26 protein-coding genes and 3 pseudogenes are annotated in these 26576 nt (G+C 71.4%); 14 read left to right on the top strand and 15 right to left on the bottom strand.

The features are described from left to right. Position 1: 1 nt before the first annotated feature. Positions 2 to 790: pseudogene (locus tag AC1DWC_RS12095) on the top strand (DNA-formamidopyrimidine glycosylase family protein). 7 nt (positions 791 to 797) lie between these two features. Here the strand turns inward: AC1DWC_RS12095 and AC1DWC_RS12100 are convergent. The 4 genes and pseudogenes from AC1DWC_RS12100 to AC1DWC_RS12115 form a co-directional block, all read right to left on the bottom strand. Beyond that, positions 798 to 2144: a permease prefix domain 1-containing protein gene (locus AC1DWC_RS12100; RefSeq protein WP_477908331.1), complete on the bottom strand. Its 1347-nt coding sequence runs from the start codon at positions 2142 to 2144 to the stop codon at positions 798 to 800. Then, positions 2144 to 2509, bottom strand: a complete 366-nt coding sequence (locus AC1DWC_RS12105; RefSeq protein WP_477908333.1) for a PadR family transcriptional regulator — start codon at positions 2507 to 2509, stop codon at positions 2144 to 2146. The genes AC1DWC_RS12100 and AC1DWC_RS12105 overlap by 1 nt, the downstream gene beginning before the upstream one ends. 82 nt (positions 2510 to 2591) lie before the next feature. After that, complete coding sequence (locus AC1DWC_RS12110; protein WP_477908427.1) at positions 2592 to 3176, bottom strand: TetR/AcrR family transcriptional regulator; 585 nt, start codon at positions 3174 to 3176, stop codon at positions 2592 to 2594. 66 nt (positions 3177 to 3242) lie between these two features. Beyond that, a pseudogene (locus tag AC1DWC_RS12115) lies at positions 3243 to 3887 on the bottom strand (SDR family NAD(P)-dependent oxidoreductase); the annotation flags it as partial. 55 nt (positions 3888 to 3942) lie between these two features. Between AC1DWC_RS12115 and AC1DWC_RS12120 the strand changes: the two are divergent. Together AC1DWC_RS12120 and AC1DWC_RS12125 are read left to right on the top strand one after the other, a co-directional pair. Then, positions 3943 to 4635 carry a TetR family transcriptional regulator gene (locus AC1DWC_RS12120; protein ID WP_477908335.1) on the top strand — a complete coding sequence of 231 codons (693 nt, stop codon included), beginning with the start codon at positions 3943 to 3945 and terminating at the stop codon, positions 4633 to 4635. Between the two features lie 283 nt (positions 4636 to 4918). Beyond that, positions 4919 to 5413, top strand: a complete 495-nt coding sequence (locus AC1DWC_RS12125) for a hypothetical protein (protein WP_477841560.1) — start codon at positions 4919 to 4921, stop codon at positions 5411 to 5413. A gap of 13 nt (positions 5414 to 5426) precedes the next feature. Here the strand turns inward: AC1DWC_RS12125 and glpD are convergent, their stop codons facing one another. Further along, positions 5427 to 7172 (bottom strand): glycerol-3-phosphate dehydrogenase, encoded by a 1746-nt coding sequence (glpD, locus tag AC1DWC_RS12130; RefSeq protein ID WP_477908337.1) that lies wholly within the window; start codon positions 7170 to 7172, stop codon positions 5427 to 5429. A 56-nt stretch (positions 7173 to 7228) separates the two neighbouring features. Here glpD and glpK point away from each other — a divergent pair, with 56 nt between their 5' ends. Together glpK and AC1DWC_RS12140 are read left to right on the top strand one after the other, a co-directional pair. Then, on the top strand, positions 7229 to 8725 hold the full coding sequence (gene glpK, locus AC1DWC_RS12135) for a glycerol kinase GlpK (RefSeq protein ID WP_477908339.1): 1497 nt from the start codon (positions 7229 to 7231) through the stop codon (positions 8723 to 8725). A 482-nt stretch (positions 8726 to 9207) separates the two neighbouring features. Next, positions 9208 to 9342 carry a hypothetical protein gene (locus tag AC1DWC_RS12140; RefSeq protein ID WP_477908437.1) on the top strand — a complete coding sequence of 45 codons (135 nt, stop codon included), beginning with the start codon at positions 9208 to 9210 and terminating at the stop codon, positions 9340 to 9342. Here AC1DWC_RS12140 and AC1DWC_RS12145 read toward each other — a convergent pair. The 3 genes and pseudogenes from AC1DWC_RS12145 to AC1DWC_RS12155 form a co-directional block, all read right to left on the bottom strand. Further along, positions 9312 to 9419, bottom strand: a pseudogene (locus tag AC1DWC_RS12145) (type II toxin-antitoxin system prevent-host-death family antitoxin); the annotation flags it as partial. The gene AC1DWC_RS12140 and the pseudogene AC1DWC_RS12145 sit on opposite strands and share 31 nt — an antisense overlap. Before the next feature lie 293 nt (positions 9420 to 9712). Beyond that, a complete protein-coding gene (locus AC1DWC_RS12150; protein ID WP_477908341.1) occupies positions 9713 to 10888 on the bottom strand; it encodes an aminotransferase-like domain-containing protein in 1176 nt (391 codons plus the stop codon). A 187-nt stretch (positions 10889 to 11075) separates the two neighbouring features. Then, the gene (locus AC1DWC_RS12155) at positions 11076 to 12479 is read right to left on the bottom strand and encodes an NAD(P)H-quinone dehydrogenase (RefSeq protein ID WP_477908343.1); all 1404 of its coding nucleotides are present in this window, start codon (positions 12477 to 12479) and stop codon (positions 11076 to 11078) included. Positions 12480 to 12641: 162 nt separating this feature from the next. Here AC1DWC_RS12155 and AC1DWC_RS12160 point away from each other — a divergent pair, with 162 nt between their 5' ends. Beyond that, positions 12642 to 13115, top strand: a complete 474-nt coding sequence (locus tag AC1DWC_RS12160) for a gamma-glutamylcyclotransferase family protein (protein ID WP_072843683.1) — start codon at positions 12642 to 12644, stop codon at positions 13113 to 13115. Positions 13116 to 13166: 51 nt separating this feature from the next. Here the strand turns inward: AC1DWC_RS12160 and AC1DWC_RS12165 are convergent, their stop codons facing one another. The 3 genes from AC1DWC_RS12165 to AC1DWC_RS12175 form a co-directional block, all read right to left on the bottom strand. Next, a complete protein-coding gene (locus tag AC1DWC_RS12165; RefSeq protein WP_072843684.1) occupies positions 13167 to 14327 on the bottom strand; it encodes a M20 family metallopeptidase in 1161 nt (386 codons plus the stop codon). Beyond that, entirely contained in the window at positions 14324 to 15499 is a 1176-nt protein-coding gene (locus tag AC1DWC_RS12170; protein ID WP_072843685.1) for a M20 family metallopeptidase, read from the bottom strand. Before AC1DWC_RS12170 ends, AC1DWC_RS12165 begins: the two co-directional genes overlap by 4 nt. 61 nt (positions 15500 to 15560) lie before the next feature. Continuing rightward, entirely contained in the window at positions 15561 to 16259 is a 699-nt protein-coding gene (locus tag AC1DWC_RS12175) for an enoyl-CoA hydratase-related protein (protein WP_072843686.1), read from the bottom strand. 53 nt (positions 16260 to 16312) lie between these two features. On the opposite strand from AC1DWC_RS12175, the gene AC1DWC_RS12180 reads away from it, so the two are divergent. From AC1DWC_RS12180 to AC1DWC_RS12190, 3 genes are read left to right on the top strand one after another with little or no spacing between them, the layout of a single operon-like run. Further along, positions 16313 to 17098, top strand: coding sequence for a purine-nucleoside phosphorylase (locus AC1DWC_RS12180; protein ID WP_477841576.1), 786 nt, complete (start codon positions 16313 to 16315; stop codon positions 17096 to 17098). Next, entirely contained in the window at positions 17095 to 18618 is a 1524-nt protein-coding gene (locus tag AC1DWC_RS12185; protein WP_477908346.1) for a phospho-sugar mutase, read from the top strand. Before AC1DWC_RS12180 ends, AC1DWC_RS12185 begins: the two co-directional genes overlap by 4 nt. Before the next feature lie 22 nt (positions 18619 to 18640). Then, positions 18641 to 19309, top strand: coding sequence for a hypothetical protein (locus AC1DWC_RS12190; RefSeq protein WP_477908348.1), 669 nt, complete (start codon positions 18641 to 18643; stop codon positions 19307 to 19309). 12 nt (positions 19310 to 19321) lie between these two features. On the opposite strand, the gene upp is transcribed toward AC1DWC_RS12190, so the two are convergent. Beyond that, on the bottom strand, positions 19322 to 19951 hold the full coding sequence (upp, locus tag AC1DWC_RS12195; RefSeq protein ID WP_477908350.1) for a uracil phosphoribosyltransferase: 630 nt from the start codon (positions 19949 to 19951) through the stop codon (positions 19322 to 19324). 95 nt (positions 19952 to 20046) lie between these two features. On the opposite strand from upp, the gene AC1DWC_RS12200 reads away from it, so the two are divergent. Genes AC1DWC_RS12200 through AC1DWC_RS12220 form a run of 5 tightly spaced genes read left to right on the top strand, consistent with a single transcriptional unit; the run spans position 20047 to position 23500 of the window. After that, positions 20047 to 20370 (top strand): type VII secretion target, encoded by a 324-nt coding sequence (locus tag AC1DWC_RS12200; RefSeq protein WP_477908352.1) that lies wholly within the window; start codon positions 20047 to 20049, stop codon positions 20368 to 20370. Positions 20371 to 20372: 2 nt separating this feature from the next. Next, the gene (locus tag AC1DWC_RS12205) at positions 20373 to 21521 is read left to right on the top strand and encodes a C40 family peptidase (protein ID WP_477908354.1); all 1149 of its coding nucleotides are present in this window, start codon (positions 20373 to 20375) and stop codon (positions 21519 to 21521) included. Beyond that, positions 21518 to 21922, top strand: a complete 405-nt coding sequence (locus AC1DWC_RS12210; RefSeq protein WP_477908356.1) for a hypothetical protein — start codon at positions 21518 to 21520, stop codon at positions 21920 to 21922. Before AC1DWC_RS12205 ends, AC1DWC_RS12210 begins: the two co-directional genes overlap by 4 nt. A 23-nt stretch (positions 21923 to 21945) precedes the next feature. After that, positions 21946 to 22221, top strand: coding sequence for a hypothetical protein (locus tag AC1DWC_RS12215; protein WP_477908358.1), 276 nt, complete (start codon positions 21946 to 21948; stop codon positions 22219 to 22221). A gap of 10 nt (positions 22222 to 22231) precedes the next feature. Next, on the top strand, positions 22232 to 23500 hold the full coding sequence (locus AC1DWC_RS12220) for a primosomal protein (RefSeq protein WP_477908360.1): 1269 nt from the start codon (positions 22232 to 22234) through the stop codon (positions 23498 to 23500). Between the two features lie 23 nt (positions 23501 to 23523). Here the strand turns inward: AC1DWC_RS12220 and AC1DWC_RS12225 are convergent, their stop codons facing one another. The 3 genes from AC1DWC_RS12225 to AC1DWC_RS12235 are packed head-to-tail and all read right to left on the bottom strand — an operon-like array spanning position 23524 to position 26320. Further along, entirely contained in the window at positions 23524 to 24615 is a 1092-nt protein-coding gene (locus AC1DWC_RS12225; RefSeq protein WP_477908361.1) for an adenosine deaminase, read from the bottom strand. Next, positions 24612 to 25913 carry a thymidine phosphorylase gene (locus AC1DWC_RS12230; RefSeq protein ID WP_477908363.1) on the bottom strand — a complete coding sequence of 434 codons (1302 nt, stop codon included), beginning with the start codon at positions 25911 to 25913 and terminating at the stop codon, positions 24612 to 24614. The genes AC1DWC_RS12225 and AC1DWC_RS12230 overlap by 4 nt, the downstream gene beginning before the upstream one ends. Beyond that, positions 25910 to 26320 carry a cytidine deaminase gene (locus tag AC1DWC_RS12235; protein ID WP_072843695.1) on the bottom strand — a complete coding sequence of 137 codons (411 nt, stop codon included), beginning with the start codon at positions 26318 to 26320 and terminating at the stop codon, positions 25910 to 25912. Before AC1DWC_RS12235 ends, AC1DWC_RS12230 begins: the two co-directional genes overlap by 4 nt. Positions 26321 to 26576: the final 256 nt, after the last annotated feature.

The raw sequence follows: 26576 nt of genomic DNA on the forward strand, positions 1-26576 counted from the left end.
CGTGCCCGAAGGTGACACCGTCTGGCAGGCCGCGGCGCGGCTGCGCACCGCGCTGGCCGGGAAGGCGCTGACGGTCAGCGACTTCCGGGTGCCGCGGTACGCGACGGTGGACCTGACGCCGGGACCGGTCGAGGAGGTGCTCAGCCGCGGCAAGCACCTGTTGATCCGGATCGGCGACGCCACGGTGCACACCCACCTGAAGATGGAGGGCGCCTGGCACGTCTACCCGGCCGGCACGCGGTGGCGACGGCCCGGCTGGCAGGCCCGGGTCCTGCTGGGCACCGACGATTCTCTGGCGGTCGGATTCCAGCTCGGGATCGTCGAGGTCGTCCCTCGGGCCGACGAGGCCGGCGTGATCGGGCACCTCGGTCCGGACCTGCTCGGCCCCGACTGAGACGCCGGCCGCGCCGCGGCGAACCTGGCGACGGACCCGGGCCGCCCGATCGGCCTGGCGCTGCTCGACCAACGGGCGATGGCCGGTGTCGGCAACGTCTACCGCAACGAACTGTGCTTCCTGCGCGGCGTGCATCCCGCGACCCCGGTGGCCGCCGCCGGCGAACTCCTCGATTGGACCGAGCTCGCGCACCGACTGCTGGTGGCGAACCGGGACCGCACCGTTCGCGTCACCACCGGCGACCGTCGCCGCGGCCGCACCACGTGGGTGTACGGCCGTGCCGGCAGGCCGTGCCTGCGCTGCGGCACCCTGGTCGAGTCGGGACCCCTCGGCGACGACTCGGCGCCGGAGCGGCAGATCTTCTGGTGCGCCCGCTGTCAGCCCGCCCGGACCTGACCCGCGCTCACACGAAGTCGAAGAGCGGTGGCACCAGCAGGACGACCAGTGCCGCCCATGCCCCGAAGACGGGCAGGTAGCGGGTCTGCCAGCGTTCGGTCGCCTCGAATCCGCTTCGGCCGCGGACGAATCCGAGCAACAGGCGGGCCGACCACACGAGATTCACGAGCAGGACGAGGTTCAGTCCGAGTGCGACCACCTTGTTCGGCGTGAAACCGAACTCCGCGATCCGGGTCAGCATCGCCGCCAACATCATCAGGTCGACCGCCAGCGCACTGACGACGAGCACCAGCTGGAGTCGGTCGAACAGGTCCGGCGGCGCCAGCGGGTCTCGCGCCGACGTCGCGTACAGCACCAGTCCCAGCACGACCACGAGGATCAGATCCATCAGGATCAGCAGGTTCCGGTCGACGTCACCGACGTTGCCGTCCACCGCGAACGCGGCGAGCAGGACGAGCAGCATCACGATCGTGATCGGCGTGAACACGCGGGTCAGGACGGGCGCGATGTTCTCCACCACGCTCTGCTTCGCCTCGACGAGCCACGCGGCGACGATGACGGCGCCGGCCGCGCCGAACGGCAGCACCCAGTCCTCGATCACCCACTCCATGTCGGTGCCGAGCGAGGTGAAAGCGCCGACCGTCAGCCCGATGAGGACGCCGCCGCCGAGCGCGAGGAGGGTCAGGTACACGACCCATTCGCCGGTGAACCGGATGAAGTCCATCCGTCTGCGGTCGGAGCGCCAGTCACCGCCGACGTACGCCAGTCCGACGGCGAACCACAGCACGACCGGTACGTGGATCGCGGCGACGATCTCGGTCGATCCCTCCGGATCGAACGGAAAGAGGTTCAGCACCAGCGCGGCCCCCGCGAACGGCACCGCGAGCGCGGCCGCAACCCGGGCCGTCACCCGGCGCTTCCACGCGAAGTAGCCCGCGAGGAAGGGCAGGATGAACACGCTGACGTTGCGCGCGAAGACGTTGTCGTCCAGTTCCGCCCACCGCGCCAGCTCGAGGGTGGCACCCGCGCAGAGGGCGAGTGTGAGAACGACGAACAGTTCACGACGGGGCGGGTGCGTGCTCGCGCCGGTCTCCGCCTGGACGAGCACCAACTGCTTCCAGAGCCGTTCGGAATGCTCCCGGGCGAACTCACGGGAGATGGCGTCCACACTGCCCATCCGTTTGACCGCGACCAGGAAGGCCTCGTCGTCGGCCAGTCCGGCGGCGGCGAGGTCCGAGATCCGGTCGCGCAGATGGTCTTCCATCTCGTCGACGTCCGCGGACGAGATCACGCGGTGCCGCTCGACGTAGCCGCGCCACTGGCCGATCTGGGACTCCAGTGCGGCGTCGGCCATCACGACCACCCCTGCGCGACGCCGGTCGGTGGCAACTGCGCACTGCGCCACACCTGGTTCAGCGCGTCCGCGACGACGTCCCACTGGCCGCGCCGCTCGGCGAGCACGCCGCGGCCCGCCTCGGTGATCGCGTAGTGCTTGCGCCGGCGCCCGGCGTCGGAGGTTCCCCACGACGCCGAGACGTACCCGGACCGCTCCAGGCGATGCAGCAATGGGTACAGCATCCCGTCCGTCCACTGGATCTGTCCCTTGGACAGGTCGTGGACCCGCTTGAGGATGGCGTACCCGTACGACTCGCCGTCCACCAGGATGCCCAGCACGAGCAGCGTCGCCGAGGCTGCCACCAAATCCTTGTCGATGTGCACAGCACCTCCATACCTAGATCTGCTAGCCATGAACCCTAGCAGTTCTAGGTATGGGCGCCAGGAACAGGCGAACCGACGTCGGTCACGGGCGGGCCGCTCGGTCGAGCAAATCGAGGCAGTGCCGGATCAGCCGCTCCCGGGGCACGGTGACGGTGCCGTCGAGGTAGCCGATGAAAAGGCTCGTCAGGGCGCCGACGAGACCGAGCGCCCGCAGGGCGCGTTCGTCGGGATCGGCAACGCCGCGCAGCTGATCCTGTACCAGCACAACGAAACTCGGGGCCAACTCCAGGCCGCGGCCGCCCAGCGCGGGGTCCCGCAGCGGCGCCAGCAGCAGAACTCGGCCGGCTTCGGGGTGGTCGAGGACGAGGGCCACGAACGCGCGCACCGCGAGTTCGGCGGTCTCCGACGGGGTCTCGGCGCCGGAAACCGCGGTCACCAGGGCGGCACGGGCCTGCTCGCCGACCTCCGCGTACACCTCTCGGATGTAGGTGTCGCGGTCGGCGAAGCTCTCGTAGAAGTAGCGCTCGGTGACGCCGGCCGCCCGGCAGGCGGCGCGAACGCTCACGGCCGGACCGTCACCGGCGCCGAGCAGATCCACCCCGACCTCGAGCAGCCGCATCCGTCGCTGCAGGCGGCGCTGGTCGAGGCCGGGGCGGTCACTGGTCATCGCCGCAAAGTCTAGGCAGCTCCGCTGCTCGTGCGCGGTTGACGGGTCCACAGACCCGTCAACCCACGGGTACAGCTTGCCGATCAGGCTCGGGTCGACGCCCTCCTCCGGGAATCCCGGGTTGCTGGTCATGCCCGAGGCGATGGAGCCGGGCTCCACGGCGACCGCGCGCAGACCCTGCTTGGCGTACTCGAGGGCGATGGCGTGGGTGAAGGACCGGATGCCGCCCTTGGTGGCCGCGTAGGCCGCCATGTACGGGTGTGCGAAGGACGCGGAGGTGGAGCTGAAGTTCACCACCACGCCCTTGCCGGACTCGAGCAGCGCGGGCAGCGCCTGCCGCGTGACCAGGAAGGTACCGGTGAGATTGACCCCGATGACCTTGTTCCAGAACTCGAGCGTGGTCTCCGCGGTGTGCGAGGACCGCAGGATGCCGGCGGCGTTGACGAGCACCTGCAGGCCACCGAGCTCGGCGATCGCGCCGCCGATCGCGTCCTGCACCGAGTTCTCGTCGGAGATGTCGACGACGACCGTGCTCAGCCGGTCCGCCACGCCCGCCTCCTCGGCGCGCTGACGGGTGAGGGCCAGCCCGTCCTCGGACACGTCCGCGGCGGCGACGATGCCGCCCTCGGCGAGGATCCGGGCGACCGTCGCCTGCCCGATGCCCGAGCCGGCACCGGTGATCAGCACCTTGCGGCCTTCGAAACGATTCATGTCCTGCACTCCTTCTCGTGTGGTCAACATGCCCTTGACTGCAAGCTACGCCAAGATGGCACAACGTGCCATGATGGTGCGCATGGCGGACCCCACGGCGCAAGTCCCCCGCTCACTCACCGAGCGGCGCAAGGCCCAGACCCAGCTGGAGATCGCCCGCTGCGCCGCCGAACTGTTCGCCGAGCGAGGCACCGCGGCGGTCACCGCGGACGAGATCGCGGCCGCTGCGGGCATCGGCCTGCGCACGTTCTACCGCTACTTCCGCACGAAGGAGGAGGCGGTCACGCCGCTGCTCACCGGCGGCGTCAGCGGCTGGATCGCCGACCTGGCGGCCGCTCCCCGCGAGCTCCCCGCCGTCGCGGCACTCGAGTCGTCCGCCCGTCGCACCCTGACCCGCACCGACCGGTTCGGCGCGGACGCGCTGCGCCTGACCCGCGCGCTGCTGCGCGCCGTGCCGGGCGACCCGGCCCTCGAGTCGGTGTGGTTCCGGGTGGTGCACGACACCGAGGAGGCGCTGGTGTCGGTGCTCGGCGAGCGACTCGGCCCCGGCGCGGACCCGCTCGAGGTCCGACTGCTCGCGGTGGCGGGCAACACCGCGATGCGCCTGGCCGTCCAGACCTGGGCCGGGACCGGCGACACCGCAACGGGCGAGGAGTCCGGACCGAGCCCCGCGGACATCGCCGTCCGGTGCATCCGCACCCTGACCGCCGGCGTCGCGGCTGCGGGTGCGCGTACGTCTCAGGGATGACGCGGCCTCCGACTTACGGACCACCGCATTCTCAGCGAGTTCACACCTGACGCCGATGTGCGTCACGGGTGGAGGCGGCAGGGTGGAACCGGTCCGGGAAACTCCCGCACGGGAAGGCTCGAGATGTTCACCGCACCCCTCGCCGTCGTCGCCCTGCTCGTCATGGCGATCTCCGGCCACCTCGCCCGCTCGGCGCCCCGAAGCGTCGTGCGCACGCACTGACGGGCCGTGCCGACCCGGGCTGTGCGCGTGCCCCGAGCTGGAACATGCCAAGCTGTAACGCATGCCGCGCAAGCCCCTGTCCGCCGAGGACTACGCCAGCCGAGTCAGCGCATACGTCTACGGCAACGTGCTGATCCTGGCCGCACTCGTGCCACTGCACAACACCAGCGTGGTGCACGCGGGGCTGACCATCATCGGCACCGGGCTGTCGACCTTCATCGCGCACGCCTTCGCCGAGTCCGTCGGGCGCAGCACCCGCTCCGGGCGACCGCTGACGAAGATGGAACGCCTGGCCGAGCTGCGCGACTCGGTGCCGGTCCTCACCTCCGCCGTGATCCCCGCCGCGCTGGTGGGACTCGGCGCGTTGGGATGGATCGACCTGCGTACCGCACTGATGCTCGCCGAGATCTGGGTCGTCACCCGCATCGCCGGCATCACCTACATCATCACGCGGCTGCGCGGCGAACGACCCAACCGGGGCACCCTGGCCGCCTCCATCGGGCTGGCCCTGATCGCCATGGTCGTCGTCGCCGTCAAGCTGCTGCTGACCCACTGACAGTCCGGACGATCTAGTCTCCGGGCTGCGCCGCGGACCGCACCGGCTCGAGAATCTCCGCGCGCGCCTCGGGGGCCGCCGCCCGCAGCGCGTCCGCCGACGTGTCGTCGGGCTGGGCCTGAGAATGCACCTCCGCCTCCACCCGCGCCCGGTACGTCTCGACCTCCCGGTCCACGGTCGCCTCGTCCCAGCCCAGCACCGGCGCCACCAGGTTGGCGACCTGCTCGGCGCAGTTCACGCCGCGGTGCGGGTACTCGATCGAGATGCGGGTGCGCCGCGCCAGGATGTCCTCGAGATGCAGCGCCCCCTCCGCGGCCGCCGCGTACACGGCCTCCACCTGGAGGTAGTCGGGCGCATCGGTGATGGGCGCCAGCAGTTCGGGCGCCTCCTCCGCGAGCCCCAGCACCTCGTGGATCAGCGAGCCGTAGCGGTCGAGCAGGTGCTTGACCCGGTACGGGTGCAGCCCGTACTGCTCGCCGACCTGCACGGTCTGGTTCACCAGTGCGAAGTAGCCGTCCGCGCCGACCAGCGGCACCTTCTCGGTGATCGAGGAGGCCACCCGCGCCGGGACGTCCTCGGCGGCCAGGTCGACGGCGTCCTCGGCCATCACCCGGTAGGTGGTGTACTTGCCGCCCGCGATGGCCACCAGGCCCGGCGCCACCCGTGCCACCGCGTGCTCACGCGAGAGCTTCGAGGTCTCGTCGCTCTCCCCCGCCAGCAGCGGTCGCAGCCCGGCGTACACACCGTCGATGTCGTCGTGGGTGAGCGGGGTGACCAGCACCTTGTTCACCTGGCCGAGGATGTAGTCGATGTCCGCCTTCGTGGCGGCCGGATGCGCGAGGTCGAGGTTCCAGTCGGTGTCGGTGGTGCCGATGATCCAGTGCCCACCCCACGGGATCACGAACAGCACCGACTTCTCGGTGCGCAGGATGATCGCCGCCTCGCTGACCACCCGGTCGCGGGGCACCACGATGTGCACACCCTTGCTCGCCCGCACCCGGAACCGCCCGCGCTGGTTCGACAGCGCCTGGATCTCGTCGGTCCACACGCCGGTGGCGTTGACCACCACGTGGCCGCGCACCTCGGTGGCCTGCCCGTTCTCCGAATCCCGTACCCGCACACCGGAAACCCGGTCCGCCTCACGGAGGAAGCCGACCACCTGCGTGGAGGTGCGGACCACCGCGCCGTAGTGCGCCGCCGTCCGGGCCACCGTCATGGTGTGCCGGGCGTCGTCGACCACGGTGTCGAAGTAGCGGATACCGCCGATCAACGCGGAACGCTTGAGCCCGGGCGACATTCGCAGCGCACCGGATCGGGTCAGGTGCTTCTGGGCGGGTACCGACTTGGCGCCGCCCATCTGGTCGTACAGGAAGATGCCGGCCGCGATGTAGGGCCGCTCCCACACCCGATGGGTGAGGGGGAACAGGAACTCGAGCGGCTTGACCAGGTGCGGGGCCAGCGTCGTCAACGACAGCTCGCGCTCGCGCAACGCCTCTCGCACCAGGCCGAACTCGAGCTGCTCGAGATAACGCAGGCCGCCGTGGAACATCTTCGACGACCGGGACGACGTCCCGGACGCGAAGTCGCGGGCCTCGACCAGCGCCACGCGGAGGCCGCGGGTGGCGGCGTCGAGTGCCACGCCTGCGCCGACCACCCCACCGCCGACCACGACGACGTCGAACTGCTCGGATCCGAGCCGGTCCCAGGCCTCCTGACGCTGACTCGGACTGAGAAACTGTGTTCCCGGCTGTGTGCTCAACGCGGGCTCCTGTGTGTTGACGGCGGATATCGGACCCAGGCTAGTAGTTTCGAGCCGTGTATGTCGCCGCCATCGACCAGGGCACCACCTCGAGCCGCTGCATGATCTTCGATCACGCAGGCCGGGTGGTCACCTCGGCCCAGCAGGAACACCAGCAGATCTTCCCGCGCGCCGGCTGGGTCGAACACGACCCGACGGAGATCTGGCAGGCCGTCCGGGAGGTGACGGCGGCCGCCCTCTCCAAGAAGGACCTGACCCGCCACGACATCGCCGCGGTGGGCATCACCAACCAGCGCGAGACCACCGTCGTCTGGGACCGGAACACCGGAAAACCCGTGTACAACGCCATCGTCTGGCAGGACACCCGCACCGACGAACTGTGTACCGAACTCGCCGGCGACGTCGGCGTGGACCGCTACCGCCCCACCGTCGGGCTGCCGCTGTCGACCTACTTCTCCGGACCGAAGGTCCGCTGGATCCTCGACAACGTCGAGGGCGTGCGCGAGCGCGCCGAGGCCGGCGAACTCTGCTTCGGCACCATGGACAGCTGGATCCTGTGGAACCTCACCGGCGGCATCGACGGCGGGCTGCACATCACCGACGTGACCAACGCCTCGCGCACCATGCTGATGGACCTGCGGACCCTGTCGTGGGACGAGCAGATCTGCGCCGACCTCCGGATCCCGACCTCGATGCTGCCGCAGATCCACAGCTCCTCCGAGAAGTACGGCGAGGTCCGCCCGCGCGGGATCCTCGCGGGCGTACCCATCGCGGGAATCCTGGGCGATCAGCAGGCCGCGATGTTCGGGCAGGCCTGCCTGCGCCCGGGCGAGGCCAAGAACACGTACGGCACCGGCAACTTCCTGCTGCTCAACACCGGCACCACACCGGTGTTCAGCGAGCACGGCCTGCTGACCACGCTCTGCTACCGAATCGGCGCGGCGCCGGCCGTGTACGCCCTGGAGGGCTCGGTGGCGGTCACCGGGTCGCTGGTGCAGTGGCTGCGCGACAACCTCGGAATCATCAACTCCGCCAAGGAGGTCGAGGTGCTGGCGACCACGGTTCCGGACAACGGCGGCGCCTACTTCGTGCCGGCCTTCTCCGGGTTGTTCGCCCCGCGCTGGCGACCCGACGCGCGCGGTGCGATCGTGGGGCTCACCCGCTTCGTCAACAAGGGGCACCTCGCGCGGGCCGCGCTCGAGGCCACCGCGTTCCAGACCCGCGAGGTGATCGAGGCCTGCGTCGCGGACTCCGGGGTGGCGCTGACCGAACTCAAGGTGGACGGCGGCATGGTGCTCAACCAGACGCTGATGCAGTTCCAGTCGGACATCCTCGACGTCCCGGTGATCCGGCCGGTGGTGAACGAGACCACCGCGCTCGGCGCCGCCTACGCGGCCGGGTTGGCGGTGGGCTTCTGGTCCGGGGAGGACGACATCCGCAACAACTGGGAGGTCGGGCAGACCTGGACACCCGCGATGCCGGACGCCGAACGCGATCGCCTGTACCGGGAGTGGAACAAGGCGGTCGAGCGCACCTACGACTGGGTCGACTGACGACGGCCGGCGCCTGTGCCGGGCGGGGGCGGGCCAGATCAGGCCCGGCGGTGCGCTCGACCTCCGCCCGCCACGTCTGCAGTCGCTCGCGCCAGTAGTCCGCGGCCGGCCCCGGCCCCGTCTGTGTGGTCCGCACCGTGACCCGCTCATCGGTGCCGGCGTCCCCGGATTCCTGTGCACACCCGATTTCGTCGGCGCACCCGATTTCGACGGAGCCCCCGGCTTCGTCGGCGTCCCCGGCCGGACCGACCACCTCGAAGTCGAAGCGAACCTCGATGCGTGGGCCGACCGAGTCGTCACGCCAACCCCAGACCATCAGGACCGTCTCGCCCGGGACGAACTCCAGGACGACCCCCGGACGGGAATCCCACGGCATCCTCACCTGCTCGTAGGCCCCGTTCAGTTCGAAGCCGGGCCACCACCTCGCGGCCGGCCAGTACCGCGTGACGGAGTCCCAGACCTCCTGCAGGCTCGCTCGCATCGTGACGGACTTGTCCGGGTCCGCGGGTGCCGTCGCCTGCCCGCCGTCCGCGGTCATCGTCTCGAGCACCCGGAGATCCTCGATGGACACCAGGGCCGCCGCCGGAGTCCCGTTCCTGGTGATCGTGATCCGCTGACCCCCGTAGGCCACCCGCGAGACCAGGTCTCGCCGTTCCGCTCGTGCCTGCCCGAATGTCGCCGTCATCGACTTCATGTCGGGATCGTAGGAGCGGGCACCGACAGGTTCGGGCTTCGGATCAGGTCCCGGCCGGGGCCCCGCACCGACGCGGGACCCGAGAGCCCGAGAGCCCGAGAGCCCGAGAGCCCGAGAGCCCGAGAGCAACAGACTGATCGAATCCGAAAAGGTACGACACGCCGAGTACGTACAAAACGCGGATTCGGTACGGATTCGGCGCGTCGTACCTTTCGAGTTCGGTGTCGCATGGTGTTTCTCAGCCCCGGCCGCCGCCCACCGCCCCCTCCGGCGCGCGCTCGCGACGCCGGGCGTCAGGTCAGCGCTTCGTGCGCGTCACCCAACCGGGCGACGGCCTCACGCAGCGTTTCCGGGCCGTTCGTCGTGAAACACAGGCGGAGGCTGTGCCGGTGGCCGTCGTCGACCGCGAACGCGGAGCCCGGCACGAAGGCGACCTGGCGTTCGACCGCGGCGGCCAGCAGCCGGCCGGTGTCGGTGCCGTCCCGGAACACCAGCCAGCTGAACATCCCGCCGCCGACGGCGGTCGCGTCGACCGTGTCCCCGAATCGCGCGGCCACCGCGTCGGCCAGGGCGGTCGCCCGGAGCCCGTACTCGGCCCGGATCCTCGTCAGGTGCGCGGCCAGCCACGGCCCGTCGGCCAGCAGTTCCGCCGCGACCTGCTGGGTCAGGCTCGAGCCGCACAGGTCGGCGCCCTGCTTCACCAGTTCCACCGCCGCGCAGATCTCGGCCGGTGCGCACAGCCAGCCGACCCGCAACGACGGCGCCAGGACCTTCGACACACTCGACAACCGGATCACCCGTTCCGAATGCGCGGCAACAGGTTCCGGCGGCGGTCCGCCAAACCAGATCTCGCCGTACGGGTCGTCCTCGATCACCCAGAAGCCGTAACGCTCGGCCAGTGCGGCGAGCCGGCCACGGCGGACCGAGGACAGGGTCACCCCACGCGGATTGTGGAAGTTGCTCACCGTGTGCACGAGCACCGGCCGCTCCCCCGACGCCAGCAGCTCTTCGAGGCGATCGGTGCACATCCCGTCCGCGTCCAACGGCACGGTCAGGACCCTCGCCTCCGCCGTCCGGAACACCTGCAACGCGCCGGTGTAGGCCGGCTCCTCGACCACGACGGTGGCGCCGGGGTCGAGCAGAACCTGCGCCAACAGGCTCAGCGCCTGCTGCGAACCGTGGGTGATCACCACCCGCTGCGGGTCCACCGCGGTCGGCCGGGCCACGCTCTCCCGGTCGGCCACCACCTCGCGCAGCCCGAACCAGCCCGCGGTCTCGGTGTACTGCACCGACTCCGAGGTGCTCAGCGCACGGTCGGCCGACTCGCGGATCCGTTCCCGCGGAACGAGTTCCGGGTCCGGAAGGCCTCCGGCAAGGCTGATCACGTCGGGACGCGCGGTCACGGTGAGCAGGTCACGGATGGCGGAACTGCGCAGTGCGCGCATTCGTCGGGCGAGCAAGAGCGACATGGGAACTCCCGGGGGCAGACAGCACGGACAAGGCAGGAACACCTGGTCGTCCCGGATCTGCGGGGCGGGGGCGGCGAGGGGCCGGTCGTGCCGGCCACCCCGCCACTATTCCACAGCGATATCCACCATGTGAATACAAATTCTCATATCTTGAGACAAATTGCTCTTGTGGAGTCCCGCTCGGAGCTCAGTCGAGGTCGTCGTGGCGCATCAACTGGCGCGCGGCCTCGGTGATCGACCCCGCCAGCGACGGGTACACCGAGAACGTCTGCGCCAGGTCGTTGACCGACAGGTTGTGCTGCACCGCGATCGTCAGCGGGAGGATCAGCTCGGAGGCGGTGGGAGCGACCACCACGCCGCCGATCACCACACCGGTGGCCGGGCGGCAGAAGATCTTCACGAAACCGCGACGCAGACCCGACATCTTGGCGCGCGGGTTGGTGTTCAGCGGCAGCATCACCGTTCGCGCGGGCACCTCACCGGCGTCGATGGCGGCCTGACTGACACCGACCGTCGCGATCTCCGGCCGGGTGAACACCGCCGACGCCACCGTCTTGAGCTTGATCGGCGTCACGCCCTCGCCGAGCGCGTGGTACATCGCGATGCGCCCCTGCATGGCCGCGACCGAGGCCAGCGGCAGCAGGCCGGTGCAGTCGCCAGCCGCGTAGATCCCGGACACCGTGGTGCGTGAGACCCGGTCGACCCGCAGGTATCCGCCGCGGTCCAGTTCGATGCCCACCTTCTCGAGCCCGAGCCCGGAGGTGTTCGGCGTCGACCCGACCGTCATCAGCGCATGGCTGCCCTCGACGGTGCGCCCGTCGGACAGTCGCACCACGACGCCGTCCGCGGTCCGCTCGACGACGTCCGCGCGAGCATGCTTGACCAGCGTCACACCCCGCTCGGAGAGTGCCTCCTCGAGCACGAGCGCCGCGTCCTCGTCCTCGTGCGGCAGCACCCGGTCACGACTCGAGACCATCGTGACGTGCACGCCCATCTCGGTGTACGCGGAGACGAACTCGGCGCCCGTGACGCCGGAACCGACCACCACCAGGTGCTCGGGCAGCGCCTCGAGGTCGTAGAGCTGACGCCAGTTTAGGATCCGCTCGCCGTCGGGCTGCGCGCCGGGCAGCACCCGCGGCGAGGCGCCGGTGGCGATGAGCACCACCTCGGCGTCGAAGAGTCGCTCGCTGCCGTCCGCGAGAGTGGCCTTGACCTGGTGTGCTGCCATCCCGATCACCGAGTCGACGATCTCCGCCGTGCCGGCGAGCAGTTCCACCCCCACGGTCCGGAGCCGGTCCCGGATGTCCGAGGACTGGGCCTGGGCCAGGGACTTGACCCGCGAGTTGATCTGGGGCAGCGAGATCGTCGCCTGGGTGATGTCGAGGGTGATGCCGAGGTCGGTGGCCTTGCGCATGTCGGTGCGCACGCCGGTGGACGCGATGAAGGTCTTCGACGGCACGCAGTCCCACAGCACGCAGGCGCCACCGAGTCCGTCCGAGTCGATCAGCGTCACACCGGCCCCGTGCTGCGCGGCCACCAACGCAGCCTCGTAGCCGGCCGGCCCGCCACCAATGATCACGATCCGGGTCATCTGTCCTCCATGTTTCGGCAGCACATCACACACTTTTTCGGTGAGTCCACGCTATTGCACCGGGCATCGCCCGCGCACGCTGGCCCACGTTCGAGTGGGGCCGCACACACGAAACCGCCATGTCCGGTTCGCGGCGGTGATCCGACGGTTTAGGCTTTTGTCGTGCCGATCTATGCCGCCTACGGATCCAACATGCATCCGGAACAGATGCTCGAACGCTGCCCGCACTCGCCGATGGCGGGAACGGGCTGGCTGCACGGGTGGCGGCTGACCTTCAGCGGCGGCGACATCGGGTGGGAGGGCGCCCTCGCGACCGTCGTCGAGGACGCCGACTCCAAGGTCTTCGTGGTGCTCTACGACGTCCCCGACGAGGACGAGGCCAGCCTCGACCGGTGGGAGGGCTCCGAGTTCGGGATGCACCGCAAGATCCGGCTGCGCGTCGACACCGGCGGCGAACCGGTACTCGCCTGGCTCTACGTGCTGGACGCCTACGAGGGCGGACTGCCCTCGGCCCGCTACCTGGGTGTGATGGCCGACGCCGCGGAGATCGCGGGCGCCCCCGCCGACTACGTCCGCGACCTGCGCACCCGCAACAGCCGCAACGTCGGGCCCGGCACGCCCGGCTTCTCCGGCTGACGCCCCGCCCCGACCGGCCGCCGGCCCGCCCGTCTGCCCCGCCCGCCCCGCCTACCCGGCGTCGGCCAGCACCAGATTCGCCAGCACCCGGACCCCGACCGCGAGCGCGCGCTCGTCCAGGTCGAAGGTCGGCTGGTGGATGTCGAGGCAGTCACCGACCCCGGACCAGACACCGAGCCGCGCCATCGCGCCCGGCACCTCCTCGAGGTACCAGGAGAAGTCCTCGCCGCCGCCGGACTGCGGGGTGTCCGAGAGCGCGTCGGGGCCGAGCGTGGCGACCGCCTGCTCGACCATCCGCGTGGACACCACGTCGTTGACCACCGGCGGCACCCCGCGGCGGTAGTTCAGCTCGTACCGCACGCCGGTCGGCGCGAGCAGCCCGTCCACGATCTCCCGGACCATCGGCTCGAGCAGCGCCCACGTCTCGTGGTCGCCGGTGCGCACGGTGCCGACCAACCGGCCCGACCGCGGGATGGCGTTCGGCGCCTGCCCCGCGCTCACCGCGCCCCACACCATCACGGTGCCGGTGCGCGGGTCGATCCGCCGGCTCAGCAGGCCCGGCAGGCCGGTGATGACCGTGCCCAGGGCGTACACCAGGTCGGTGGTCAGGTGCGGCCGGGAGGTGTGTCCGCCCGGCGAGTCCAGCACCAGCTCGACCGTGTCCGCGGCCGAGGTGATCGCACCGAGCCGCACCCCCACCTTGCCCGCCTCGAGACGCGGGTCGCAGTGCAGCGCAAAGATTCTGGAGACGCCGTCCATGGCGCCCGCGGCGATGACGTCGAGCGCGCCGCCCGGCATCACCTCCTCGGCGGGCTGGAACACCAGCCGCACCCCCACCGGCAGTTCCGGCGCCTGCGCCAGCGCGAGGCCGGCCCCCAGCAGGATGGTGGTGTGCGCGTCGTGACCGCACGCGTGCGAGACGCCGGGCACCGCGGACGCGAACGGCAGTCCGGTGTCCTCCTGCATGGGCAGCGCGTCCATGTCCGCGCGCAGCGCGATCCGCGGACCGGTCTCCGGACCCAGGTCACAGGTCAGCCCGGTGCCGCCGGGCAGCACCTGCGGTGCCAGCCCGGCCGCGAGCAGTCGCGTGGCGACGAACTCCGTGGTCGCGAACTCGCGGCGCGCGAGTTCCGGGTTGGCATGAATGTGCCTGCGCCACAGCGACAGGTCGGTCTCGTGTTCGGCGACCCACCGGTCGAGCCACTCGCTCACTGTCGGCCCGCCCGGCGACGCTCGACGCCCTCGAGCAGTCGCTGTCGCTGCGCCGGGTCCGAGGCCACCGCGACGGCGGTCCCGGCCAGTGCCCGTGCGCCGTCCAGGACGGCCAGGTCCGCGGACGCCGTCACGCAGGCCGCCGCGAAGGCAGGCTGGTGGGTGGCGGCGCCGCCGGACTCGAGGCCGATCACCGGGTGAATGCCCGGCAGCACGTGTGTCACGTTTCCCATGTCGGTACTTCCCAACGGACGCAGCCCTTCCCACATCGGGGCCAGCGGACTGCGCCCCATCTCCTCGATCAGTTCACGGTAGGCCTGCACCATCCAGGGGTCCGGCACCAGCTCGGCGTAGTCCGGTGAGACGGTGCGGATCTCGTGCGTACAGCCCGCCGCGAGCGCCCCCGCGGCAAAGCAGGCCAGCACCCGCTCGCTGAGGTTGCCCAGCGACTCGACGCTGCGGGCCCGCAAGTAGTAGAGCATCTCCACGTGGGCGGGCACGATGTTCGGCGCGATGCCGCCGTCGCTGACGATGCCGTGCAACTGCTGGCCCGCATAGAGGTGCTGGCGGAGCAGCCCGACGCCCACCTGGGCGACCGTCGCGGCGTCGGCCGCGTTGCGGCCCAGTTCCGGAGCGGCCGAGGCGTGCGACTCACGACCGCTGAAGGTGACGGCGAGATCGGCCATGGCCAGGGAGGTGGCGCCGGCGATGTCCTCCGGTCCGGGATGGACCATCATCGCCGCCCCGAGCGGGTCGAACACGCCCCGCTCGAGCATCAGCACCTTCCCACCACCGCTCTCCTCGGCCGGGGTGCCGAGCACTCGCACGGTGATGCCGAGCCGGTCCGCGAGCGGTGCGAGCGCCAGGCCCGCACCGACCGCGGACGCGGCGATGATGTTGTGCCCGCAGGCATGTCCGATCTCCGGCAGCGCGTCGTACTCGGCACAGATCCCGATCACCAGCTCGCCGCTGCCGAAACTGGCGCTGAAGGCGGTCGGCAGCCCCGCGACCCCGGACTCGACCTCGAAACCGTGCTGGGCGAGCAACTCCGCGGTCTTCGCGGCACTGCGGTGCTCCTCGAACGCGAGCTCCGGGTCCGCGTGGATCGAATGCGACAGCGCGATCAGGTCGGTCTTCGCCGAGGCGATCGCATCGTCCACTTCCGAGTTCACACGGTCAGTCTCTCACTCTCCGCCGCCACGCCGCGCCGACGACTCGGGCGGGCCGGACGGCTCAGCCGAGCTTGAGGTTGCCGGCGTCGGTCGGAACGGCGAGCGCGGTGAGGATCGGTGCGTGGATGCCGGCCTTGATGCGCCCCAGGTTGTCCCCGCGGACGTTGGTCGACGCCGCGGCCCGGGCCACCGCTGCCGCCAGGACGCCGTCGCCCTCGACCGCCTCGTGGACGATGCCGCCGGCGACCGCGTCGGGTCCGCCGTAGCGGCGGGCGCTGGTCATGGCCTCCACCGCGGTCGCGCGCGGCAGCTGCGTGGTCATCAGCGAGTTCATGCCGATCGTGAAGCCCATGTTCAGGTTTGCCTCGGGCAGGCAGTAGAAGCCGCGGTCCGAGCGCATCACCCGCTGGTCGTGGGAGGTGGCGAGCATGGCGCCGGCGCCGAAGGCGTGGCCCTGCACGGCCGCGACCGTGGTCATCGGGAACTCGAGCAGCCGCGCGAACACGGTGTGCACCCGGTCCAGGTACCAGTGCGCCTTGTCGAGGTTCCCGAACAGCCAGTCGGTGTCGAGACCGTTGGTGAAGAACTTGCCGGTGGCGGTGGTGACCAACGCCGCGGGACCCTCGTGGGCCTCGACCTCGTCGAGGCGGGCGTGCACGGCGTCGATCCAGTCGGGGTGGAAGCGGTTCTCGCTGTCGGTCTGACCTGCGTTGCCGAGGTACAGGATGAAGACGTCACCGTCGCGCTCGAGATAAGGCATGGCCGAATACTACCTACGGGTAACTTCCCGTGTCGTCAGTACTGTGTCCGGTCATGGGCAATCTCGAACAGCAGGCCGCGCGCGTCATCGGCGAACGCACCGGAGCCCCGAGGCACGACATCGCGATCGTGCTCGGATCCGGCTGGCAGGAGGCCGCCGACGCGTTCGGCGAACCGGTCGCCACGGTGCCGATGGCGGAACTGCCGGGCTTCGCCGCGCCGTCCGCGGCCGGGCACACCGGCCAGATCCGCTCGGTCCGCGTCGGCGACACCCCCGTGTTGCTCCTGCTCGGGCGCACCCACGCCTACGAGGGCCACGACCTGTCCCGGGTGGTGCACCCGGTGCGCACCGCATGCGCGGCGGGCGCGGGCACGGTGATCCTGACCAACGCCGCCGGCGGGATCCGGCCGGACCTGGAGGTCGGGCAGCCGGTGCTGATCGCCGACCACCTCAACCTGACCGGCCGGTCGCCGCTGACGGGCGCCGAGTTCGTGAACATGGTCGACGCCTACTCCCCCGGCCTACGGGCGCTGGCCCGCCGCGTCGACCCTTCCCTCACCGAGGGCGTGTACGCGGGCCTGCCCGGACCGCACTACGAGACGCCCGCCGAGATCCGGATGCTGCGCACCCTGGGTGCGGACCTGGTCGGCATGTCGACGGTCCACGAGACGATCGCCGCCCGCGCGGTCGGCGCCCGGGTGCTGGGGCTGTCCCTGGTGACCAACATGGCCGCCGGGATCACCGGCCAGCCGCTCGACCACACCGAGGTGCTCGCGGCGGGCGCCGCCTCCGCCGCGGCGGTCGGCGCCCTGCTGCGATCCGTGGTGGCCGCACTGTGACCGACGAGGCCGCACCGACCGACGAGGCCCCGCTGGCCTTCGGCACCGCCGGGCTGCGCGGCCCGCTGCGCCCCGGGCCCGGTGGGATGAACGTCGAGACCGTCACCCGCACCACCGCCGGCCTGGCCGCCTGGCTGCAGGGCCGCTGCCTCGGCGGCAGCGTCGTGGTGGTCGGGCGCGATGCCCGCCACGGGTCCGCGGAGTTCGCAGAGGCCGCGGCGGAGGTGCTCGCGGCTGCCGGCTTCTCCGTGGTCCTGCTGCCCCGGCCGCTGCCCACACCGGTGCTGGCCTTCGCGGTCCGTCGCCTCGGCGCGCAGGCCGGGGTGCAGATCACCGCGTCGCACAACCCGGCGACCGACAACGGGTACAAGGTGTACCTCGACGGCGGGGCGCAACTGGTCTCGCCGGCCGACCGGGAGATCGAGCGCGCCGTCGCGTCGATCGGTCCCGCTTCGGAGGTGCCTCGCCTGCCGGTCGAACCCGCCGACGACGCGCTGCTCACCGAGTACCTCGCCCGGGTGGCGTCGCTCCCCCGTGGCACGGCGCGACGACTGCGAATCGCGCTGACGCCGTTGCACGGGGTGGGCGGCGAGACCGTGGTCGCCGCGCTCACCGCGGCCGGATACACCGACCTGCACACCGTCACAGAACAATTCGAGCCGGACCCGGACTTCCCCACCGTCGACTTCCCGAACCCCGAGGAACCGGGGGCCACCGATGCGCTGCTCGCACTGGCGGAGCGGGTGGACGCGGACCTCGCGATCGCGCTCGACCCCGACGCCGACAGGTGTGCGGTCGGCGTGCCCGGGCCCGACGGCTGGCGGATGCTCTCCGGCGACGAGACCGGCGCCCTGCTGGGCCAGTACCTGATCGGCGTGCAGGACACCGGCTCGAACCCCCTCGTCGCCACCACCATCGTGTCGTCTCAACTGCTGTCGAAGATCGCGGCGGCCCACGGCGCTCGGTTCGCGCAGACGTTGACCGGGTTCAAGTGGCTGGTGCGCTCGGGGCCGGGTCTGGTGTACGCATACGAGGAGGCGATCGGGCACTGCGTCGACCCCGACGCGGTGCGCGACAAGGACGGCATCTCCGCGGCGGTGGTCGTCGCCGACCTCGCGGCCGACGGGAAGGCCCAGGGCCACACCCTGCTCGACCGACTGGACGCACTCGCCGTGCAGTTCGGGGTGCACGCCACCGTGCAGGTCTCGCACCGGGTGGAGCGGCTCGAAGAGATCACCGCGATGATGGAGCGATTCCGGGCGGCACCACCGACCGAACTGGCCGGCGACGCGGTGACCGCCGACGACCTCCTCGACCGGCGGGGCCAGGCGCGGACCGACGCGGTGGTGCTGCAGGGCAGCCGCACCCGAATGGTGGTACGCCCGTCGGGAACCGAGCCGAAAGTCAAGTGCTATTTCGAGGTCGTCGAAGCGGTCTCGAACCACGCCGACCTGCCGCGCGGCCGCGCCGGCGCCGCCGCCCGCCTGCGTGCGCTGACCGAAGTCGCCCTCGGGTTGTGACCGGTCCCTACACTTCGTGGCGATGAACGAGGACCCGATGCTGCTCGACGCGGCAGTGCACCCCGACCCCCCGCACCCGCCCGCGCCCCGGCACCACAAGGCGCCGATGCTGATCGGGGCGTTCGCCGTGGGCCTGCTCGCGGCGGCCGGGATCGTCGCGGCAGCCATGATCTGGATGCCCGACCCGGAGCGGGCCACCGTCGCGGTTTCCCCGGTCGTCGCCGCACCGCCGAGCACCGTCTACATCACGGTGCCCGCGGCTCCCGTGCCGCCGGCACCTCCGGCCGAGCCCCCGGCGCCGCCCGTCGAGGCGCCGCCCGTCGAGGCGCCGCCCGTCGAGACACAGCCCGCCCCGGCCCTCGCGGCACCCACGGTGGACGGCACCGACGCGCAGGGCTTCCTCGGGTTCGCGGCCGCCAGTTGCCGGTCCGGCCATCCCGCGGTGGCCGTGGTGCGGACCGAGAAGTCGCGCGCGGTGATCTGCGAGGCCGACGACGGTGGTCGCTACTACCGGGCGCTGCGACTGCGCGACGGCGCCCCGCTCGAGGTGGGCGGCGCGGCGGCCGCCGGCGACGGCTTCGTCGCGCGCACCGGCAGCTACGCCTACTTCGTGTCCCCGAACGGGCTGACCGTCAGCCGCTGGGGGAACGCCCTCTCGCAGGAGCCCGCGATCGAGTACTGGTCACGCTGAGCGGTCAGGACCTCAGATCCAGCGGGGGCCGAACTGCCGGTCCCCGGCATCGCCGAGCCCGGGGACGATGAACGCGTCCTCGTTCAGGCCCTCGTCGACGGCGGCGGCGACCAACCGGACCGGGAACCCCGAGTTCTCCAGCGCCGCAACACCCTGCGGTGCGGTGACCACGCAGACCGCGGTGATGTCGGTGGCTCCGCGGGCAACGAGCAGTTCGATGGTGTGCACCATCGAACCGCCGGTGGCCAGCATCGGGTCCAGGACGTAGACCGGGATACCGGACAGGTCGTCCGGCAGCGACTCGAGGTACGGCACCGGCTCGTGGGTCCGCTCGTCGCGGGCCATGCCGACGAACCCGACCTGCGACTGCGGGATAAGCGAACTGGCCTGCTCGACCATGCCGAGTCCGGCGCGGAGCACCGGCACCAGCAGCGGCGGCTTGGCCAACCGCACCCCGCGGGTCGTCGCCACCGGGGTCTGCACGTCGAAGACCTCGATCTCGGCGTCCCGGATGGCCTCGTAGATGAGCATCTGGGTGAGCTGACGCAGCGCGGACCGGAAGGTGGGGTTGTCGCTGCGGGCGTCACGCATCGTGGTCAACAGCGCGGCCGCCAGCGGATGATCGACGAGTTGCGTCTCCATGCCGCCAACAATATGCGTCGAGGGGAACCGGTGCGGGGCAGGAACCGTCCAACCCGATGACAGGACACTTCATTCAGCCCGGGGGGGGAACCGAGATGAACGAGTTTTCGGCGGCGACGGACGGCATCCGCGGCTTCGGCGCCGCGGCGGGAGCGATGGCCACACGGGTGCAGGGCGCAGCGGTGGGGGCCGCGGCGGCCGGACCGGCCCTGCTCGGTCCGGCATTCGGCCTGATCGGCGCCGACTTCGTGGCGGCCTTCGCGGCCGCGCAGGGCGGACACGTGCGCGCGCTCGGCGCGCTGGCCGGGGTCCTCGACAGCATGGGCGGCGCCGCATCGGCCACCGCCGACGCGTACGACGCGGCCGACCAGGGCGTCGCGGCCGCGCTGGGCGCCACCGGCGCCGGGCTGGAGGCCTGAGCATGCTCGGCGTCGACGTCCTGGCCCGGCCCCTGCTCGACCTGCTCGAGACCTTCGGCACCGGGGTGATGCCGCCCGACGGCCCGGCGGACGCACTGCGGGTCGCCTCGGTGGCGCTCGACGCCGCCTACGCCGTCGCCAGTCGTGGCCTCGCCGAACTCGGCGGCGTGTGGTCGGGCGCCGCCGCGGAGGCCGCGGCGGCGAAGGCGGAGCAGACGCAGGTGCAGCAGGTGCAGCTCTCGGACCGCGGCCAGGAGATCGCCGGTGTCCTCACCGCGGCGTCGCGGGACGTGAACACCGGCGTCGCCGAACTCGAGGCCGTGGTGCAGTCGTTCGTGTCGGTGGCGACGGCCGCCGGTCCGGCGCTCACCACGCCTGCCGGCCAGGTGATGATCATCGCGGCCGCGATCGACCACCTCTCCCGTGGCCTCGCCGTGGTCGCGCGGGTGCGGGCGGAGCTGACCGCACACACCGGGGCGATGACCGCGCTGACCGCGCCCGAGCCGGGCGTGGACCCGGCCGATCCCGGCACCGTCACGGCCGCGGTCCGGCCGTCCGGCGCCGGCCCCACGGTGGACACCGCCGGTCTGCAGCAGCGCGGTGACGCGTTCAGCGGCTTCGGTCGCAGCTTCGCGAACGCGGCAGCCGCCCCCGGTGACGCCTACCCCGGATTCGCCGGCGGCGCCCCGATGCCCGCGAGGTCCGGTTTCGGCAGCTCTGGCAGCGGGTCCGCGGGCAGCAGCGGCGGCAGCGGCGGCGGCGTCGAGGTGTTCCTGCCGGACGGCACCACGGCGATGGCCCCGAACCAGCAGGCCGCCGACGCCGTGCGCAACGCGCTGAGCCAGCAGGGCGTGCCGTACGTGTGGGGCGGCACCACCCCGGGGCAGGGTCTGGACTGCTCCGGCCTGACCCAGTGGGCATACGGCGAGGCCGGGGTGCAACTGCCCAGGCTCGCGCAGGAACAGGACATCGGGATCGCGGTCGACCAGTCCGAGCTGATGCCCGGCGACCTCGCCGTGTGGGACGGGCACGTGGCGATGGTGATCGGTGGCGGCCAGATGGTGGAGGCAGGAGACCCGGTGCAGGTCAGTTCCGTGCGTACCGAGAACATCGGCATGGGCTTCCACGGCTTCTACCGGCCCACGACGTGAGCGCCGACCAGTCGCCGGTCGCTCCGCAGGCTCCGCTCCTGCAGCCTCCGGTCGCTCCGCAGGCTCCGCTCCTGCTGCCCCACGTCGCGACGGCGACGGCGCACAACCCGGCCGGCACCGTCACGGTGCGCTGCAGCGACCGTGGCCTGCCGCTGCAGGTACGCCTCGACCCCCGCGAACTGCGGTACGGCGGCGGCCGCCTCGCCGCGACCATCCTCGAGGTCGGCCGCCTCGCCACCGCCGAGGCGAGGGCCCGGCGGCGCACCGAACTCGCCGACGCCGGCGTGCCCCCCGACGTCCTCGACGCCCTCGGCCTGCCCACCCGTGCCGCACTGGCCGAGGCCGAGCGCACCGCGGACGCCGACCGGCCCGCCCCGACCAGTTGGCTGCGGCCGTTGTGAGCGGGGCCGAGATGGACCGGGTCGTGTCCGCCGCCGCCGGCCGGCTCGAATCACTCGAGACGGCGCTGCACCTGCTGGGCGGCCTGCGGGCCCGGGCCACCCACGGCTCCGGCGTGGTGAGCGTCGAGGTGGACGAGAACGGCGGCATGACGGGGCTGTGGATCTCCGAGTCACTCGACCGAGTCGACGCCCCTGACCTGGGCCGGGCCGTCACGGAGACCGCTGCCCGCGCCGCGGATGTGGTCTCCTCGCAACGAGATCGGATCCTGGCATCGCTTCACGACGTGTTCACCTACTAGGCTTCCCGCCATGGCAGGAGACATCGTCCCGATTCAGCTCGGTCTGACCGACGGAGACCTCGTTACTCTGTGGGCTCCGCGCTGGCGGGAGGGCGACGACGAGTGGGAAGCGTTCCTCGGTCACGAGGAGGACCTCTACGCGTTCGAGTCGGCCGCCGAACTCGCCGCGTTCGTCCGCGGCAACTCGGAGCACGACCTGGTCGAGCATCCGTCGTGGGCGACGGTCGTCGCGCTCTCCGCCGCCGAACTCGAGCCGGACGAGGCGAAAGTCTACGACCTGATCGGGGCGCCGGAACTGGCGGCCGAGGATCCGGACCCGGACGTCCTGACCAAGCTCGCGGAGACCCTCGAGATGGCCCAGAGCCTCGGGGACGTCTGCGACCTCGACGTCGTCACCCGGTTCTTCAGCTCGCACCCCCTCCTCGGTGCGCTGCCGGGCGCGCCCGGCACGTTCGAGGACCGTGAGGGCGAGCAGCTGTGGGCGAAGGTCGGCGCCGCCCTGGCCGACGGCTGGGACGACGTGCTGGACGCGATCGACGCCGTGGTCGCCACGCCGGCGGTCGACGCAGCCGCGGTCGCGGAGGCCGAGGCGGAGATCCTGGCCGCCGAGGAGAACACCGTCGACGCCGACGACGCGGCGGGCGACGACGAGTCCGACGAGGACCTCGAGTTCATGACGCTCGACCTCGACGACGACACCACGGATCCGATTGCCCTTGCGGCGGAAGAGGAAACGTTCTGGACGTCGGTCGGCATCGACCCGATCAAGATCATCACCGCCGCGGAGACCTACTACACCCTGCGCTGCTATCTCGGCGACGAGCCGGTCTTCCTCGGCCGGGCCGGGCGGATCCAGGTGTTCACCTCGGAGCGCGCACTGGCCCGGTACCTCGCCGACAACCACGACCACGACCTCGCGAGGGTGAGCACCTACTCGGACGTGCAGGCCGCGGCCGTCGACGGCGCACTCGAGGTCGAGGTGACGGACGAGAACATCTACGTGCTGCCCGGCCTGGTCGACGACCTGGCCGCGGGTCCGCAGGCCGTGGACGTCGACCAGCTGGACCTGGCGGTCGAGTTGTTCACCGACGCCGCGGAGTACGCGAAGGACCCGAGCACCGAGGCGGCGCTCGCCGCCTCCACCCCGTTGGGCTGGTACGTCTCGTACACGCTCAACCCGGACCCCACCCGGCTGGCGCCGTCCGCGCCGTACCACGCGGAGGCCGAGGCCTGGCGCGCCCTCGAGCGTGAGTTCGAGGCCCGGCTGCGCACCGACTGACCAGCGGCCGGCCTCGACACCGGTCAGCCGATCAGCACCGCATAGCCCGGCTTGACCACCTCGTCGATCAGCCGCAGCCGGTCCGGGAACGGGATGAACGCCGACTTGATGGCGTTGATGGTGAACCGTTCCAGGTCGGACCATCCGTAGCCGAACGTCTGGACCAGCTTGAGCATCTCCTCGCTCATACTGGTCGCGCTCATCAACCGGTTGTCCGTGTTGACGGTGACCCGGAAACGCAGCCGGGCCAGCAGGTCGAACGGGTGCTTGTCGAGACTGGCCACCGCCCCGGTCTGGACGTTCGAACTCGGGCACAGTTCCAGTGGAATCCTCTTGTCCCGCACGTAGTTCGCGAGCCGGCCCAGGCTCGCGGCGCCGTCCGACGACACCGTGATGTCGTCGGTGATCCGCACCCCGTGACCGAGCCGGTCCGCACCGCAGAACGCGATGGCCTCGTGAATCGACGGCAGCCCGAACGCCTCACCCGCGTGAATTGTGAAGTGCGCGTTGTTCGCCCGCATGTGCTCGAATGCGTCGAGGTGCCGGCTCGGCGGGTGCCCGGCCTCGGCGCCCGCGATGTCGAATCCCACCACGCCGCGGTCCCGGAACCGCACCGCCAGCTCCGCGATCTCCCGGGACCGGGCCGCGTGCCGCATCGCGGTGAGCAGGCACCCGATCCGGATCTCCTTGCCGAGGTCCCGGGCCATCGCGACGCCCTCCTCGAAGCCCGTCAGGGTGTGGTGCACCACCTCGTCGAGGGTGAGTCCCCGCTCGAGGTGCTGCTCCGGCGCGAACCGGACCTCCGCGTAGACCACCGAGTCCGCGGCCAGGTCGAGCGCGCACTCCCGCGCCACCCGCGCCAGGCCCGCCGGGGTCTGCATGACCGCGACGGTGTGCTCGAAGGTCTCCAGGTAGCGCACGAGCGAACCGCTGCCCGCGGCGTCGGCGAACCACCCGGCGAGGCTCGCGGCGTCGTCCGCCGGCAGACCGTCGTACCCGCAGTCGTGCGCGAGTTCGAGCACCGTCGCCGGACGCAGCCCGCCGTCGAGGTGGTCGTGCAGAAGCGCCTTCGGCGCGGTCCGCAGTGAGGGAAGGTCGAGCGGAAAGGTGCTCATGACCCGACGCTAGCGTGCTCGGGTCCGATCCGTTCGATGACCAGTGGCGCCGGAACGTACGTGTCGCCGACCGAGCAGGCCCCGTCCAACGCGGTGCGCGCGGCCCCGAGCCGTGACGGGTCGTCGGTGTACAGGGTCATCAGCGGCTGCCCCACCCGCACCGAGTCCCCCGGCCGGACGTGCCAGCGCACGCCGGCGCCGGCCTGCACGGGTTCCCCCTGACGCAGCCGGCCGGCCCCGAGGACCCGGGCCGCGATCCCGACGGCCATCGCATCCAGCCCGGTCACGACGCCGGAGCAGGTCGCGGACACCACCTCGCTCTCCCGCGCACGCGGCAGCGGCGCGGCCGGGTCGCCGCCCTGGGCCCGCACCATCGCCCGCCAGCGGTCCATCGCCCGCCCGTCGCGCAGCGCCGCCGCCGGGTCGGCCGCATGCAGGCCGGCCGCCGCGAGCATCTCCCCGGCCAGGGTCAGGGTCAGCTCCACCACGTCGGACGGCCCGCCGCCCGCGAGCACCTCCACCGACTCGGCCACCTCGAGCGCGTTGCCCGCGGTGTACCCGAGCGGGTTGTCCATCGCGGTGAGCAGCGCAACGGTGCGCACCCCGGCGTCCACGCCGAGCTCGACCATCACGGTGGCGAGTTCCCGGGCCCCCGCCAGCGTCTTCATGAAGGCTCCCGCCCCCACCTTCACGTCCAGGACCAGCGCCCCGGCACCCTCGGCGATCTTCTTGCTCATGATCGAGCTGGCCAGCAGCGGGACGGACTCGACGGTGCCGGTGACGTCGCGCAGCGCGTAGAGCTTGCGGTCCGCGGGCGCCAGGCCCTCCCCGGCGGCGCAGACCACGGCCCCGACCTCGGGATTCGCGAGAATCTCGAGGATCTCCCCGCCCGTCAGCTCGGCCCGCCAGCCGGGGATCGACTCGAGCTTGTCGAGCGTGCCACCGGTGTGGCCGAGGCCCCGGCCGGAGAGCTGCGGCACCGCGGCGCCACAGGCGGCGACCAACGGGGCGAGCGGCAGGGTGATCTTGTCCCCCACCCCGCCGGTGGAATGCTTGTCGACGGTGGGCAAGGGCAGCGAGGACAGGTCCATCCGCCGTCCGGAGGCGATCATGGCCGCAGTCCAGCGGGCGGTCTCGGCACGGGACAGCCCGCGGAAGACGATGGCCATGGCCAGGGCCGACATCTGCTCGTCCGCGACCTCGCCGCGGGTGTAGGCGTCGATCAGCCAGTCGATCTGCCGGTCGGTGAGCTCGCGGCCGTCGCGCTTGGCGGTGATGACCGAGATCGCATCGATCACGACTGCGGCCCCCGTACCCGGCCGAGGTCCTCCGGGCCGAACGCCGAGGGCAGCAGATCCGCGAGAGATACAGCGCCCGTGGGGGTGTCGACCAACAGCGCGGATCCGCCGTGCTCGAGCAGCAACTGCCGGCACCTGCCGCACGGCATCAGGATGTGGCCCGAGGCGTCCCGGCAGGTGAACGCCCGTAACCGTCCGCCACCGGTAGTGTGCAAGTTACTGACGAGTCCACATTCGGCGCACAGGCTCAGGCCGTATGAGACATTTTCCACATTGCACCCGACCACAATTCGGCCGTCGTCGACCAGTGCCGCCGCCCCCACCGGGAACCGCGAATAGGGCGCATAGGCACCCCCCATCGCCTGATCCGCCTTGTACCGCAACGCATTCCAGTCGATTTCCGTCACGGTTGACCATCCTGGCACGCCAACTGAATGGATGCAGAAGATCGCCCGGGCGGCTCCAGAACCTTCGGGCAGGCAAACCTAAGATGCGTCCGATTCGCTCGTACGAACCGCCCGTCAAATTAGTTCCCACATTGGCAGAGGATTACAGTGCAGGGAGTCGGTTCAGGTTCTCGTCGCGCCAAGGCTGAAAACTCCAGGGTCGTCCCCAGAAACAGCCACTAGGGGTGCGACGCGTCCATCAATGACGTTGGAGGCA

It is taken from the genome of Rhodococcus sp. P4_C10, assembly GCF_056402135.1.

Coding starts and splice junctions, on each gene's coding strand:
- AC1DWC_RS12125 (WP_477841560.1), top strand. CDS start 4,919: ATGCCGCGCAAGCCCCTGTCCGCCGAGGACTACGCCAGCCGAGTCAGC.
- AC1DWC_RS12200 (WP_477908352.1), top strand. CDS start 20,047: ATGAACGAGTTTTCGGCGGCGACGGACGGCATCCGCGGCTTCGGCGCC.
- AC1DWC_RS12155 (WP_477908343.1), bottom strand. CDS start 12,479: ATGACCCGGATCGTGATCATTGGTGGCGGGCCGGCCGGCTACGAGGCT.
- AC1DWC_RS12190 (WP_477908348.1), top strand. CDS start 18,641: ATGAACGAGGACCCGATGCTGCTCGACGCGGCAGTGCACCCCGACCCC.
- AC1DWC_RS12120 (WP_477908335.1), top strand. CDS start 3,943: ATGGCACAACGTGCCATGATGGTGCGCATGGCGGACCCCACGGCGCAA.
- AC1DWC_RS12175 (WP_072843686.1), bottom strand. CDS start 16,259: ATGCCTTATCTCGAGCGCGACGGTGACGTCTTCATCCTGTACCTCGGC.
- AC1DWC_RS12205 (WP_477908354.1), top strand. CDS start 20,373: ATGCTCGGCGTCGACGTCCTGGCCCGGCCCCTGCTCGACCTGCTCGAG.
- AC1DWC_RS12100 (WP_477908331.1), bottom strand. CDS start 2,144: ATGGCCGACGCCGCACTGGAGTCCCAGATCGGCCAGTGGCGCGGCTAC.
- upp (WP_477908350.1), bottom strand. CDS start 19,951: ATGGAGACGCAACTCGTCGATCATCCGCTGGCGGCCGCGCTGTTGACC.
- AC1DWC_RS12180 (WP_477841576.1), top strand. CDS start 16,313: ATGGGCAATCTCGAACAGCAGGCCGCGCGCGTCATCGGCGAACGCACC.
- AC1DWC_RS12150 (WP_477908341.1), bottom strand. CDS start 10,888: ATGTCGCTCTTGCTCGCCCGACGAATGCGCGCACTGCGCAGTTCCGCC.
- AC1DWC_RS12225 (WP_477908361.1), bottom strand. CDS start 24,615: ATGAGCACCTTTCCGCTCGACCTTCCCTCACTGCGGACCGCGCCGAAG.
- AC1DWC_RS12220 (WP_477908360.1), top strand. CDS start 22,232: ATGGCAGGAGACATCGTCCCGATTCAGCTCGGTCTGACCGACGGAGAC.
- AC1DWC_RS12110 (WP_477908427.1), bottom strand. CDS start 3,176: ATGACCAGTGACCGCCCCGGCCTCGACCAGCGCCGCCTGCAGCGACGG.